This is a genomic window from Leptospiraceae bacterium (assembly GCA_016708435.1).
Lineage (GTDB): Bacteria > Spirochaetota > Leptospiria > Leptospirales > Leptospiraceae > UBA2033.
The window spans coordinates 53,149-66,387 of the sequence record JADJFV010000001.1 but is presented as its reverse complement, the minus strand read 5'-3'; the positions used below and the strand labels follow the sequence as shown (position 1 = coordinate 66,387).

Here is a 13,239-nt window from a genome sequence, read left to right as displayed (position 1 = left end):
CCCGTAATTGAGTCTTCCTGAGAATCCCTTTATACCAAACACCCAATTATTAAACTTCAACCACCGAAAATTTTATTTTAACTTGACTCAAAGTCCCCAAATCACAGGATAGCTAGTACAATCAGGAAAATTATTTATTAAAGGTTAATTACATTGGCAAATTTAAAATCGTCCAAAAAAGACATTAGAAGATCAGAAAAAAGAAGAGAAAGAAATGCAAAGAAAAAGTCCTCTATCAGAACTTTTGCAAAAAGCATTCTAAAATCAGTGAAAGCAGGCAAGAAAGAAGATGCTCTCAAGTTCTATAACGAATATGCGTCTCTTGTAGATAAAGCTGCAAAAGATAAGATTATTCATAAAAAATCTGCAAACAGAAGCAAAAGTAGAATTTCTGTTAAAATCGCAGCTATAAAGAGTTAATATTTAAGAAATAATAATTAGAATAAATGACCCTGTCTGCGAATTTCATAAAAATTAAAATATCTGTAAGTTTTTTCTATTTTCGCTAGACAAAATCTTATATTTATTTTTTCTGGAATGTATTCTCAGGGCGATTAGCTCAGCTGGGAGAGCAGCTGCCTTACAAGCAGCGGGTCGGCAGTTCAATCCTGTCATCGCCCATGTTCTATTTATTAAATTTTAACAAAATTTAATATGAACTACAAAGAAATTTCAATAACGAATTCCAATTCTTTAATGATTTCTGTTTCTGGGATACGGGGGATTATCCCCTCAGGTCTCAATCTTCAGAATCTCGTCTCCTTCACATTAGCATTTGCAAAAGTCTTAAACCCCAAGACTATCATCATTGGTAGGGATTCAAGGCCTAGTGGTGAGTTTATCGAAAACCTTGTTTCTGGCGTTCTCCTTTCTCTTGGAGTTAATGTTAAAACAATCGGTATTGTTCCAACACCTACTTTAAAATCAATCGTCAACGAAACTAAAAGCGATGGCGGGATTATGATTAGCGCTTCGCATAATCCAATTGAGTGGAATGCGTTTAAGTTTGTTGGGAAAAATGGTTTTTTCTTTGATGCAGAGCAAATTGATAAATTAAAATCTTTCATCGTAGAGGATAATCTTCCTTTACCTAAGTTTGCACCTGGCTCTTCTAAGAAAGATGTTTCGTCAGAGTTTACGAATTTACATTTTGAATCAGTTTTAAAGCAAATTGATCTCGCTAAGATTAAAAAGAAAAAATTTAAAGTCTTTGTAGATGCAGTTAATGGTGGTGGGAGCATAGTTGTTCCGGCATTTCTCGAACGATTGGGTTGTGGGGTATACAGACAATATTGCGCTCCAGATGGAAAGTTTCCGCGTCCGCCTGAGCCTACACCGGCTGCTCTTGCTAAAACAGCTAAGTTAATGAAGAAGACGGATGCAGATATTGGATTTGCTTTAGATCCTGATGCTGACCGGCTAATAGTATTAACCCCAAAAAGAGGTGTGATTTCAGAAGAATATACTTTGCCTTTGAGCGTTTACTCTGTATTAGACTCAAAATTAAAAAATGTAGTTGTGAATCTGTCTACTAGCTTTATCACGAAGGAAGTTATAGAGCCTTACGGGAAGAAACTACTTCTTGCGAAAGTAGGCGAGGCAAATGTAGTAAAAGAAATGATTGAGTCAAAAGCTTTCTTTGGTGGAGAAGGAAACGGTGGAGTGATTGATCCAAAGATTAGTTCCTTTGGAAGAGATTCTCTAGCGGGCATTGGTCATATTTTAAATTTTCTTTCCTCGAACAAAACTACAGTAGACAAGCAATTAGATATTATGCCAAAACTTTTCATGAAAAAAGAAAGTATTTCCATTCAAGGTAGGGACATTAAAGAAATTTTTAATAAACTAAAAGAGAGTTACAAAGATAGTAAAATAAACGACAAAGATGGAATTCGATTTGATTTTACTTCTTCTTGGGTGCATGTAAGAGCATCCAATACAGAGCCGATCATCCGAATTATTGCGGAAGCCAAAAGCGAAAACGATTTGCAGACGCTTCTTAAAAAAACGAAAGAAAAAATAGAGAGTTAAAAACTATGTGTGGAATTGTAGGATATGCAGGAAACAAAAGTGTAGAGTCGGTATTGATGGTAGGTCTAGCTTGTCTAGAATATAGAGGTTACGATTCTGCTGGTATTGCAGTCATTGACAACGATGAACTGGAAATCAGAAAAGAAAAAGGAAAAATCAAAGCACTCGAAGCACTCCTTCGAGAAAAGCCGGTTCGCGGAAATGTTGGCGTCGGACACACTAGATGGGCTACTCATGGCGAGCCATCGCAAGTAAACGCCCATCCGCATTCAAATGAAAAACAAACTATTGCTATCGTCCATAATGGTATCATTGAAAACTACATGCAATTAAAAATGAAATTGCAATCTCTTGGTTATATTTTTCTCAGTAACACTGATACAGAAGTAATTGCTCATTTGCTTTCGCAAGAATTGAGCGCAAAGAAAACAATTAAAGAAGCGTTTTTGAATTTATTTAAAATCATTCAAGGTAAATGGGCAATAGCCGCTGTATTCGAAAAAGAGCCGGATAAAGTTTATTTTGCACAAGATGGTGCTCCTCTATTAATTGGAAAAGGAAAGAAAGAATATTTTCTAGCTTCTGATTTGTCTGCTCTTGTAAGAAATTCTAGTGAAGTATGTTATATTAAACCAAAGCAATGGGGATATTTCTCTAAAGATGAATTAGTTTTATTTGATTTTGATGGAAATGATGTTGTTCCTGAAATGAAAAAACAAGAAGCTAAATGGGAAGACGTGGATAAGGGTGGTTTTCCTCATTACATGCTTAAAGAAATTCATGAACAAGCAGGCATTTTCAGAAAGATCATTGATAGAAGAATAAAAGAAAATGGGGAATTAGATTTTTCCGAGATGGGGCTAAGCAAAGAAAACCTCTCCAAGGTAAATCGAATTGTAATTCAAGCAGCTGGCACAAGTTTACACTCCGGTATGATTGGAAAGCATTACCTCGAACAATTCACTAAGATTCAGACTGATACAGAAATGTCTTCCGAGTTTAGATATCGTAATCCCGTAGTAGAAGGGGATACTCTCATTATTGCGATTTCTCAATCTGGTGAGACTGCGGATACTCTTGCGAGTATTCATGAAGCAAAAGCAAAGTTCTTAAAAGTTTTATCCATGGTGAACAATGTAAATTCTACGATAGCTAGGGAGTCTGACGCATTTATCGACACGTGTGCGGGAATGGAAATTGGTGTTGCAAGCACTAAGGCATTTACTGCTCAAGTATTGCATTTACTCTTATTCGCTATGTATTTCTCTTCTATTAAATGGATGATGTCGGATGAACTCAGAAAAGAATTAATTGATGAAATTAAACAATTACCGACAAAGATTGAATACATTCTAAACAAATCTTCGGAGATAGAAAAATGGGCAGGTGATTTTATTAATACCAAGGACTTCGTGTTTTTGGGTAGAACCTATAATCATCCCATTGCACTCGAAGGCGCTCTCAAACTCAAAGAGATTTCTTACATTCATGCTTCTGGATATGCAGGTGGTGAATTTAAACATGGACCGATTGCACTCATTACAAATGAAGTTCCTGTTGTTTGTATCGCAAACAAATCAGACATCTATCCAAAGATGATTTCTAACATTCAAGAGATCAAAGCAAGACATGGAAAAATAATTAGCATAGTCACGGAAGGAGATGAAGAAGCAAAGTCTCTTTCGGATTATTGTTTTGAAGTTCCTGCCTGTCATGAGTTCTTAAGTCCAATTCTTAACGTGATACCACTTCAGCTATTGTCTTATTATGTTGCAATTGCTCGTGGTTGCACTCCTGATCAGCCACGTAACTTAGCTAAGTCGGTAACGGTAGAATAGGATTATCCGATGAAGAGTAAAATTCATAGAATATTAATCAATGAATCAGAAACTCCGGAGGGGCTAGAAGTGATTACCCGCTTTAAGTCCTTCTCTGAAATCCGTAATGGAATTTTTACTACGATTCGGAGACTTAGATTAGCGCATCCCGGCGCATTGATTTATTATAAAAATCCGAATCCTTTTTTTACAAAAGCGTTTCTAGAAAGAAATCCAGAATGCAAGTTATACAATGAAGAAGTGATAGACTTAGAGATTACGCCTAACGATTTTCTATCCTGGAAATTACTCCCACTTATCTCTAAACAAATTGATGATGATCTTGGATACTTTGACGAAACCGCTAAATGGCAGAAGAAATTTAAAGTCAAGGCGGATCGCTTTCACATTTATGGAAAGAGCAAACACTTGTATGTTCATCCTAGTTCTATAATATATCCGAATGTAGTATTTGATGTTAGTTCAGGACCTATTATCATTGATAAGAATGTAAAGATTACCTCCTTTTCTTTTTTGGAAGGACCTCTCTATATAGCAGAAGATGCACAGATAGACAATGCCCGAATTACAGGGGCAAGTATCATTGGTCAAGCATGTCGGATTGGTGGGGAAGTTGGAAATTCTATCTTTGAAAACTTTGCTAACAAACACCATGAAGGATTTGTCGGTCATTCTCATATTGGTAGTTGGGTGAATATGGGAGCGATGTCAACGACAAGTGATTTAAAAAACAATTATGGAATTGTGAAAGTTAAATATCAGAGCAAGCAAATTAGCACAGACACAATTAAATTTGGTTCTATCATAGGGGACTTCTCAAAAATTGCGATAGGCGTAATGCTAAATACTGGAACTATTGTTGACATAGGCTCTAATGTTACGAAAGCACGGGTTAATGGCTATATGCCTCCTTTCTCTTGGGCAGAATCTTCCGAGAAATATAGACTAGACCATTTTATTCAAGATACAAAAAAAATAATGGCAAGAAGAAATCAAACTCTCAGCTTCGAAGAGGAAGTTCTTTTAAAAAGCCTATACGAAGGATAGAAATGGCAGAAATCTTAGAATCTAAAATTGACACTAGCTCAAAAGAATTTAAAGAGAACTACAAAGATTTAGAATCTAAAACTTCTGAAATCAAGAAATTAATCAATCGAATTAAACTTGGCGGTGGTGAAAAGTCCATCGCTAAGCACAAAGAGCGTGGAAAGCTTACTGCACGCGAACGAATTCAAACTTTAATCGACAAAGAGACTTCCTTTTTAGAAATCGCACCGATTGCGGCAGAATCAGTTTATCCGGACGTTATTCCTTCTGCGGGAATTGTTACTGGAATTGGACGAGTGAGTGGTGTAGATTGTGTGATTGTTGCCAATGATGCAACTGTGAAGGGTGGCACATACTATCCATTAACCGTCAAGAAACATATTCGCGCCCAAGAAATCGCAATGCAAAATCGACTGACCTGTATTTACCTTGTAGATTCAGGGGGAGCCTTTCTTCCTAAACAGGACGAAGTATTTCCAGACAAAGATCACTTCGGAAAAATATTTTTTAATCAAGCACAAATGTCAGCCAAAGGGATTGCCCAAATTGCAGTCGTCATGGGAAGTTGCACAGCGGGTGGTGCGTATATTCCTGCTATGTGTGATGAGTCTATCATTGTAAAAGGAAACGGAACTATCTTTTTAGGTGGACCTCCGCTCGTAAAAGCGGCTACCGGGGAAGTAGTGACTCCCGAAGAACTCGGTGGTGCTGATGTTCATTGTAGAACATCAGGGGTAACTGACCATTATGCGGAAGATGATTTACATGCACTCGAAATTACCCGCTCGATCGTAAAGACTCTAAATATTTCGACTCGCACAAATAAAGAGGGAATTACTTATAAAGAGCCTCTCTATCCGGCTGATGAAATTTATGGAATCATACAAAGAGATACTCGCAAAGCCTATGAAGTAAAAGAAATTATCGCAAGACTTGTAGACGGCTCCGAGTTTCAAGAATTTAAAAAACTCTATGCAACCACTCTTGTAACTGGATTTGCGAATATTTATGGTTATCCTATTGGTATCATTGCGAATAACGGTGTGTTATTTTCTGAGAGTGCTCTTAAGGCTACTCATTTTATCGAGCTATGCAATGCTCGTAAAATTCCACTTTTATTTTTACAAAACATTACCGGCTTTATGGTTGGAAAAAAATACGAGAACGCAGGGATTGCGCGTGACGGTGCCAAGATGGTAAATGCAGTTTCTACTTCTGTCGTTCCAAAGTTTACAGTGATTATCGGAGGCTCTTATGGAGCAGGTAATTACGGTATGTGCGGACGTGCTTTCGATCCAAGACTTCTCTGGATGTGGCCTAACTCTAAAATATCTGTCATGGGTGGCGAGCAAGCGGCTAATGTGCTTTTAACCGTAAAGCTAGATCAGCTTTCCAAAGAAGGAAAGACTATGACAGCCGAAGAACAAGCAGAATTTAAACGTCCAATCTTAGAAGACTACGACAATCGCTCTTCCTGTGTTTATAGTTCTGCCCGTCTCTGGGATGATGGAATCCTCGATCCAAAAGAAACCCGTCATGCTTTAGGTCTAGCTCTCGCTCTCGCGGCTAAGGAAGATATACCTGAACCTAAGTATGGGATTTATCGGATGTGATTTTGGTTGTCATTCCCGAAATTTTCAATCGGGAATCTCAAGAAGTAATGATTTAATATTACTCCGGTCAATTTGAACCGGCAACGCGAATGGAAATCTGGCTTAGTTACTAAAACCATTCTTTAATATCCAAGTTGGTATAGCATTTTCTTATTCGAATATGAAGTTACTTCGCTTAATTCATTCTCTGCTTATCCTTACTTATTATTCCTTTTACTCACTTTTGATTTTAATTTAGGATTTACATCAAGAAGTTTTTCGTCGTATTCAGACTTGGTGTTACCCATTATCCCATACTTTAATTTTAGTTTACTTTTATTGGAGAGTCCAGAAAAACAATCATCCCCCAATTCTAGGTCTGAATTTTCTAGATCATTTTTAGAAAGTGGAATCATTCCTTTTTTAAAGGAATGACTGATACCTGCGTGATAAGTAATATCATCTTTTTCTATTTCAATCATTGGGCGAATTTTTCCCCAGACTTTACCGAGAAATAGAATTCCGGCAAAAACAATAATAGTTCCAAATATCAAGGAACAACTTCCCTCTTAAAGCAATCTAGTGTCACATACTCTTTATTATTCCCTACAATACATTCTTCCCCTTGGGGAAAAAATTTATCTTTAACGAGATGAACGGGATAAACTTTATTTTTGGTTACGATTCCTTTGATGCCTTCTAGGGCTTTCACTTTTTTAATACCGAGAGAATAATAAGTTTCTCGAAGAGAAGTATTAATCAATGACTGTAAAGGTTTATCGGGCTTTTTGCCTTGCCAGTTTTTCCAAAAAAGATTCATGTATGCTTCGACTGCCATTGTATTATCCTCCAAAATTATTTTTCTTCTTAATTCCTTTGAAAGTCAAGTAATTTATGACCAAAGAGAATTGTATAATTCTTTCCGTCTTTCGACTACTCATGTTCGATTCGAAAGGAAATGCAATCATTCTGGGAATAAACCAACTTAAAACTTCATTGTCAGAAAAGCCTTTTGTGGTAATTTGACGATTGAAATGAAGAAGGAATTTTCCCCAAAAAAAATCGTGCTCGCGTATTCTGGGGGCTTGGACACTTCGGTGATTCTTGCCTGGTTAAAGGATACTTATGGTTGTGAAGTTGTTGCTTTTTGCGCTGATGTGGGTCAAAAAGAAGAACTGACAGGTCTTGAAGAAAAAGGCATTAAGACGGGAGCGTCTAAAGTCTACATCAAAGATTTGCGTTTAGAGTTTGCAAGGGATTTTATTTATCCTGCCATCCAAGGCTCTGCTATTTATGAAATGCGTTATCTATTAGGAACATCACTCGCTCGTCCTATTATTGCAAAGGCAATGGTAGAAGTTGCGTTAGCCGAAAAGGCAGATGCATTTTCCCACGGTGCTACAGGAAAAGGAAACGATCAAGTTCGATTCGAGTTGGGTTTCAAGGCATTAGCCCCTGCATTACATATTATTGCTCCTTGGCGCACATGGGAATTCAAAGGAAGAACTGATTTAATTGAATACGCTAAGAAAAAAGGAATTCCAGTTCCGGTTACTGCCTCTAAGCCGTATTCGATGGATAGAAATTTACTTCACCTTTCTTTTGAAGGTGGAATATTAGAAGATCCTTATAAAGAACCTGATCCAGAAATGTTTTTACTTTCAGTCTCTCCTGAGAAAGCTCCTGATTCTCCTACATATGTAGAATTAGACTTCGAAGAAGGAAATTGTGTTGCGGTTAATTCTATACGCATGAATCCTTTGGAAGTAATGGAATTTTTAAACAAGGTGGGCGGAGAAAATGGAGTAGGTCGTGTTGACATTGTAGAAAACCGTTTAGTCGGTATTAAGTCGCGCGGTGTATATGAAACTCCTGGCGGAACTATTTTACATATAGCGCACCGTGATTTAGAATCTATTACAATTGATAGAGATACACAACACCAGAAGGATGATTTATCAACTAGCTTTGCTCGCCTCATTTATAATGGGCATTGGTTCTCAAGCCAAATGAAAGCAATGCGAGCTTATATAGCGGAAACGCAACGTTATGTGACAGGGACTGTCAAAGTGAAACTTTACAAAGGCAACTGCACAGTAGCCGGAAGAAAATCTTCTGTTTCACTATACAGTCACGAAATGGCAACCTTTGAAAAAGAAGAATTATACGATCAGTATGATGCGGAAGGATTCATCAATATCTACGGTCTTCCAACCAAAGAAACAGCGCGGCTCAGAAAGTAAGCATGAGAAAACTCGCTATTTACCCCGGTGCATTTGATCCAATGACGAATGGGCATATTGATATTGCCAAACGTGCCCTTAGTTTATTTGATCAAGTGATTATTGCTGTTGCTACGAATTCTAAAAAGCAGTCTTTATTCTCGATAGATGAGAGGCTAGAGCTGATTCACCGCGTAATAAAAGATTTAGGAATTGACAAAGATAGATTAGAAGTCGCTACCTTCAGTGGTCTTACTGTGGACTTTTGTGAAGAGAGAGGGGCAAGTGCAATCATTAGAGGATTACGCGCAGTAACCGACTTTGATTACGAATATGCAATTTCTCTTATGAATAAAAAATTAGCTCCTGATCTGGAGACTGTATTTTTTATGGCATCGGGAGAAAATTCTTTCGTATCTTCAAGTATTGTAAAAGAAGTAGCAAGGCATGGTCGCAGTGTAGCGAGTCATGTTCACGAATTCATAAATGAAGCATTATTGAATAAATTTAAAGAATTAAAATAAAAGAGGAAAAACAAATGTCTAGAACATTTATAATGATTAAACCAGATGCAGTTAGAAACAGACATGCAGGCGAAATTATCGCTCGCATTGAAAAAGAAGGATTTAAAATTCTTGGATTGAAATATGTTAAGTTAGCTGAAAACGATGCAAAAGAATTTTACAAAGTTCATGCAGCTCGCCCTTTCTATGCTGAGCTTTGTAAAGATATGTCTGCAAGTCCTATCATCGTTGCTGCTCTCGAAAGAGAAAATGCAGTTCTTCATTGGAGAGATGTAATTGGTGCAACAGATCCAAAAGAAGCAAAACCAGGAACAATCCGCGCAATGTATGCTGAAAGCAAAGGTGCAAACTCTGTTCACGGTTCTGATTCCGATGAAAACGCAAACTCAGAAATTACCTTTTTCTTCAAAGGGTTTGAATTGGTTAATTAAGATTAGCCTCTTGACCTAACCCCAGACTCTGAGTTTTTGTAGTATGCAAAGAAGTCGCCCCTTCCCTAAAATCCCCTAACCCCTTTGCAAAAGGGGGAAGCTAGGGAAGGGGACTTTATCGGTCATACGATACAACGAATATAAAATTGGGGTTAGGTTGAATTCCTACAAGATGGAAAATTTTCTAACTTTATTCAACGAACGAAAGCAAAAGTTTGAAACTTTTTTCCATGAAGTAATATTTACACAGTTACAAAAAAAATTCCATCCCGTTCTTGCTGAAGCTTCTATTTATAGTTTGAGTGCAGGAGGCAAACGGATTCGACCTGTTCTTGCCATTTCTGCTTTTCTCAGTTCAAATTCTAAAGATATAACGGATAACGTTTTATTTATGGGCTCTGCTTTAGAATGTATTCATACTTATTCTCTTATTCACGATGACTTGCCTGCTATGGATGATGACGATTATAGACGAGGTGTCTTGACTTGTCATAAAAAGTTCTCTGAGTCTACTGCTATACTTGCCGGAGATGCTTTGAATTCTTTTGGTTTTTATCTTGTTGCTAGCCTAAAGGCAAATGATGCTTATCTGCATAGAGATATTCTGGAACTCTTACATGAAGGTGCGGGTGGACCGGGGATGGTGTCTGGTCAAATGGAAGACTTACAATTAGAAAATAATCCAACTCTTTTTAGTGAAGAAACGTTAGCCTCTATACACAGAAAAAAAACAGGAGCTTTAATTGTATCTTCTCTCTTAATCGGAAATCGACTTTCTGAAAAATGGAAAGTTAAAGAAGAAACGTTTCGATTTTATGGAGAAAAGATAGGATTATTATTTCAAATCACAGATGACATTTTAGATGAGGAGAGTTCTTTTGAAGAATTAGGAAAGACTCCAGGCAAAGATGCATCACATGGAAAATTAACTTACCCATCTCTTTATGGAATGGAAAAAGCTAAGTATTTACGGGATGAGATTAAGCAGGAACTAATTTCTATCGCCGAAAGCTTAGAAGACTCCAATTCTATTTTCTTTAAAAAACTACCGGTTTACATTGCAGAAAGAAAAAATTAGACTCGACGCTCTTCTTGTAGAGCGTGGACTTTGTGATGATTTACAGAGGGCAATCTCTCTTATCCTCTCAGGGTCGGTCATTGTCAATGGAGAAAAAATTACCAAAGCCGGTTTTAAATATTCTAAAGATGCAAAGTTAGAAGTTCTAGATAGAATTCCTGAATATGTAAGTCGAGGGGCATTCAAATTAAAATCTGCATTTAAAGCATTTGGTGTTAACTCTCACGGGAAAATCTGTATTGACCTTGGGGCTTCTACTGGAGGTTTTACGGAAGTTTTACTTCTCGGTGGTGCAGAGACAGTATATGCATTTGATGTTGGTTATGGGCAAATGGCGAGTAGGCTACAAAATAACAATCGAGTGAAACTAAAAGATAGGTTTAATGTAAAAAATCTTTCATGGGAAGATTTAGAGGCAAAGCATTCTTATCTGCTTGTCGTAATGGATTTGAGTTTTATTTCTCTTTTAAGTATATTTCCTGTGATTCAAAAGTTAAAAGCAGAGTCTCCGTCTACAAAATTTGAAGTGGTTAATCTAGTTAAACCGCAGTTTGAGTGTCTACCAGATCAAACAGAAAAAGGAATTGTGAAAGATGGACGTGTTCATTGGCAGGTATTGAGAAAAATAACCAAGTATTTGCGCTATGAAGTGAAAGCTGAGATAAAAGGAATTTGTAATTCAGGAATTAGAGGTGCTTCGGGGAATCGAGAGTTTTTTATTTATTGGGAAATTTGAATTTATTTATTTTGAACGTTATCGTTGTTTGTAGGGAACGCATATATGCGTTCCCTACGTGGTAAATAATTACCAGCTACGTCTTTGACGATCTCTGTCTCTGCCGCCACGGTTTCCACCGCCGCCACCGCCATTACCGCCACCAAAACTACGATTTCCTCCGCCATTACCGCCACCGTTATTATCGTAGGTTTTTTTAGGTTGTGCCTCGTTAACTTTTAATGCGCGACCTTTTAGCTCTTTTCCGTTCAAATCGCTAATAGCTGTTAAAGCGTCCTTCTTGTTAGCCATTTCTACGAAACCAATACCACGAGATTGTCCGGTGTATTTGTCTGTAATAATCTTAACAGAAGTAACTTCTCCAAAAGTTTCAAAAACTTGTCTAACATCAGCTTCACTTGCTTCATAGGTTAAATTTCCTACGTAAATATTCATATTCAAAATCCTTAAATGTAATTTTTGGTTTGGTAATTTACAAATTTATTAGGAAAATTAATTTTATTCTGTTAAGACTAAAAAAACAAAAATCCAAATTAAAACGTAAAATCTTTTTGTCTTTTAGAAAGAATTGTGAGAGAAGAGGCGAGACAAGAAAAAGAGAAATTCTCAAAACAAGCATCAATAACACATGCAAAAATCAAAAAGTCCAAAGCAATTACGAGACTAAAGCCGATTAGGAATTTGTCAACAAAACTTTACAAGAATTTACTGTATTTTAGAATGGAGAAGATGCCATTTATACTTCTTATTCTCTCAATGTAGGGTTTCATTTCAGGAGAAAACTATCATGTCAATAAACTCTCTTAAAGATATTCAATTTCTTAAACGAATCGGGCTCATTGTTTCGCAAGTTCTCAAAGAAATGAGAATAGCTGCGAGACCCGGAATGAATACAAGAGATTTAGATTTAATTGGGGAGAGGCTTTTAGAAAAAAAAGGAGCTCGTTCGGCTCCAAAACTATCTTATAATTTTCCCGGGACAACTTGTATTTCTGTCAATGAAGAGGTTGCACATGGGGTTCCGTCTAATCGTGTATTAGCTCCTGGGGATTTGGTTAATATAGATGTATCCGCTGAGCTAGATGGATATTTTGCAGATACAGGTGCATCCTTTCAGATTCCACCTTATCATGGTCCGACTCAGAGATTACTTCGTGTTACACGCTCGGCTCTGGACAAAGCAGTGAATACGGCAAGAGCAGGAGTTAGGATTAATCAAATCGGTAAAGCTGTTCAAGATATTGCGCAAAATGGTGGTTATACTGTAATTAGAAACTTAGGAGGTCATGGAGTAGGAACCGCTCTTCATGAAGAGCCTCGGTTTATTGCTAACTTTTATGACAAGAATGACGAGCGTTTCTTAGAGGATGGGATGGTAATTACAATTGAACCATTTGTATCGATGCGCGCAATTCATGTGGTTGAACAATCAGATGGTTGGACACTGAAGACACCGGATCGAAGTCTAGTTGCGCAGTTTGAGCATACACTTGTTATCCGTAAAGGTTATCCTGTCTTAATTACTCAACTTTAAATTTTAGGAATTTTTGAAATGATCTATCACAGAATATTTTTTATATTTTTCATTCTTTTTGTTGGATGTGTCTCAACAAGTAAATACGAATCTTTGCAAAAATCTTGCGATGACAAAGAAAAGAATTTGCAGGAGGAATTGAATTTAGAAAAAGATAAATTTGCTAAATTGCAAGAAGAATGTAAAACGGGAAAAGACAAGATTAC

At 37.1% G+C, this 13,239-nt stretch carries 14 protein-coding genes and 1 tRNA gene; 12 read left to right on the top strand and 3 right to left on the bottom strand.

The window, feature by feature from the left end:
• The first annotated feature begins 153 nt into the window (after positions 1 to 153).
• The 6 genes from IPH52_00395 to IPH52_00370 all read left to right on the top strand — a co-directional run bounded on the left by IPH52_00395 (position 154) and on the right by IPH52_00370 (position 6,529).
• Positions 154 to 420: a 30S ribosomal protein S20 gene (locus IPH52_00395; GenBank protein ID MBK7053498.1), complete on the top strand. Its 267-nt coding sequence runs from the start codon at positions 154 to 156 to the stop codon at positions 418 to 420.
• A 128-nt stretch (positions 421 to 548) separates the two neighbouring features.
• Positions 549 to 621: transfer RNA gene (locus IPH52_00390), tRNA-Val, on the top strand.
• A gap of 33 nt (positions 622 to 654) precedes the next feature.
• A complete protein-coding gene (glmM, locus tag IPH52_00385) occupies positions 655 to 2,031 on the top strand; it encodes a phosphoglucosamine mutase (protein MBK7053497.1) in 1,377 nt (458 codons plus the stop codon).
• 5 nt (positions 2,032 to 2,036) lie between these two features.
• Positions 2,037 to 3,869 (top strand): glutamine--fructose-6-phosphate transaminase (isomerizing), encoded by a 1,833-nt coding sequence (gene glmS / locus IPH52_00380; protein ID MBK7053496.1) that lies wholly within the window; start codon positions 2,037 to 2,039, stop codon positions 3,867 to 3,869.
• 9 nt (positions 3,870 to 3,878) lie between these two features.
• Positions 3,879 to 4,916 (top strand): glucose-1-phosphate thymidylyltransferase, encoded by a 1,038-nt coding sequence (locus IPH52_00375; protein ID MBK7053495.1) that lies wholly within the window; start codon positions 3,879 to 3,881, stop codon positions 4,914 to 4,916.
• Positions 4,917 to 4,918: 2 nt separating this feature from the next.
• The gene (locus tag IPH52_00370; GenBank protein MBK7053494.1) at positions 4,919 to 6,529 is read left to right on the top strand and encodes a methylcrotonoyl-CoA carboxylase; all 1,611 of its coding nucleotides are present in this window, start codon (positions 4,919 to 4,921) and stop codon (positions 6,527 to 6,529) included.
• 197 nt (positions 6,530 to 6,726) lie between these two features.
• On the opposite strand, the gene IPH52_00365 is transcribed toward IPH52_00370, so the two are convergent.
• A complete protein-coding gene (locus tag IPH52_00365) occupies positions 6,727 to 7,062 on the bottom strand; it encodes a hypothetical protein (GenBank protein MBK7053493.1) in 336 nt (111 codons plus the stop codon).
• The gene (locus IPH52_00360; GenBank protein MBK7053492.1) at positions 7,059 to 7,346 is read right to left on the bottom strand and encodes a hypothetical protein; all 288 of its coding nucleotides are present in this window, start codon (positions 7,344 to 7,346) and stop codon (positions 7,059 to 7,061) included. Before IPH52_00360 ends, IPH52_00365 begins: the two co-directional genes overlap by 4 nt.
• Positions 7,347 to 7,542: 196 nt before the next feature.
• On the opposite strand from IPH52_00360, the gene IPH52_00355 reads away from it, so the two are divergent.
• The 5 genes from IPH52_00355 (at position 7,543) to IPH52_00335 (ending at position 11,499) form a co-directional block, all read left to right on the top strand.
• Positions 7,543 to 8,751 (top strand): argininosuccinate synthase, encoded by a 1,209-nt coding sequence (locus IPH52_00355; GenBank protein MBK7053491.1) that lies wholly within the window; start codon positions 7,543 to 7,545, stop codon positions 8,749 to 8,751.
• A gap of 2 nt (positions 8,752 to 8,753) precedes the next feature.
• Positions 8,754 to 9,254 (top strand): pantetheine-phosphate adenylyltransferase, encoded by a 501-nt coding sequence (gene coaD / locus IPH52_00350; protein MBK7053490.1) that lies wholly within the window; start codon positions 8,754 to 8,756, stop codon positions 9,252 to 9,254.
• Between the two features lie 14 nt (positions 9,255 to 9,268).
• The gene (gene ndk / locus IPH52_00345) at positions 9,269 to 9,685 is read left to right on the top strand and encodes a nucleoside-diphosphate kinase (protein ID MBK7053489.1); all 417 of its coding nucleotides are present in this window, start codon (positions 9,269 to 9,271) and stop codon (positions 9,683 to 9,685) included.
• A gap of 172 nt (positions 9,686 to 9,857) precedes the next feature.
• Positions 9,858 to 10,763 carry a polyprenyl synthetase family protein gene (locus tag IPH52_00340; protein MBK7053488.1) on the top strand — a complete coding sequence of 302 codons (906 nt, stop codon included), beginning with the start codon at positions 9,858 to 9,860 and terminating at the stop codon, positions 10,761 to 10,763.
• Positions 10,744 to 11,499, top strand: a complete 756-nt coding sequence (locus IPH52_00335; protein ID MBK7053487.1) for a TlyA family RNA methyltransferase — start codon at positions 10,744 to 10,746, stop codon at positions 11,497 to 11,499. Before IPH52_00340 ends, IPH52_00335 begins: the two co-directional genes overlap by 20 nt.
• A 69-nt stretch (positions 11,500 to 11,568) precedes the next feature.
• On the opposite strand, the gene IPH52_00330 is transcribed toward IPH52_00335, so the two are convergent.
• Positions 11,569 to 11,934, bottom strand: a complete 366-nt coding sequence (locus IPH52_00330) for an RNA-binding protein (protein ID MBK7053486.1) — start codon at positions 11,932 to 11,934, stop codon at positions 11,569 to 11,571.
• 352 nt (positions 11,935 to 12,286) lie between these two features.
• Here IPH52_00330 and map point away from each other — a divergent pair, with 352 nt between their 5' ends.
• Positions 12,287 to 13,033, top strand: a complete 747-nt coding sequence (gene map / locus IPH52_00325; GenBank protein ID MBK7053485.1) for a type I methionyl aminopeptidase — start codon at positions 12,287 to 12,289, stop codon at positions 13,031 to 13,033.
• The last annotated feature ends 206 nt before the right edge of the window (positions 13,034 to 13,239 follow it).

Bases quoted from the DNA above. Each gene is read 5' to 3' on its own strand.
- IPH52_00355 (MBK7053491.1), top strand. From the start codon at position 7,543: ATGAAGAAGGAATTTTCCCCAAAAAAAATCGTGCTCGCGTATTCTGGG.
- IPH52_00375 (MBK7053495.1), top strand. From the start codon at position 3,879: ATGAAGAGTAAAATTCATAGAATATTAATCAATGAATCAGAAACTCCG.
- IPH52_00360 (MBK7053492.1), bottom strand. From the start codon at position 7,346: ATGGCAGTCGAAGCATACATGAATCTTTTTTGGAAAAACTGGCAAGGC.
- coaD (MBK7053490.1), top strand. From the start codon at position 8,754: ATGAGAAAACTCGCTATTTACCCCGGTGCATTTGATCCAATGACGAAT.
- IPH52_00370 (MBK7053494.1), top strand. From the start codon at position 4,919: ATGGCAGAAATCTTAGAATCTAAAATTGACACTAGCTCAAAAGAATTT.
- IPH52_00340 (MBK7053488.1), top strand. From the start codon at position 9,858: ATGGAAAATTTTCTAACTTTATTCAACGAACGAAAGCAAAAGTTTGAA.
- ndk (MBK7053489.1), top strand. From the start codon at position 9,269: ATGTCTAGAACATTTATAATGATTAAACCAGATGCAGTTAGAAACAGA.
- glmS (MBK7053496.1), top strand. From the start codon at position 2,037: ATGTGTGGAATTGTAGGATATGCAGGAAACAAAAGTGTAGAGTCGGTA.
- IPH52_00330 (MBK7053486.1), bottom strand. From the start codon at position 11,934: ATGAATATTTACGTAGGAAATTTAACCTATGAAGCAAGTGAAGCTGAT.
- glmM (MBK7053497.1), top strand. From the start codon at position 655: ATGAACTACAAAGAAATTTCAATAACGAATTCCAATTCTTTAATGATT.
- map (MBK7053485.1), top strand. From the start codon at position 12,287: ATGTCAATAAACTCTCTTAAAGATATTCAATTTCTTAAACGAATCGGG.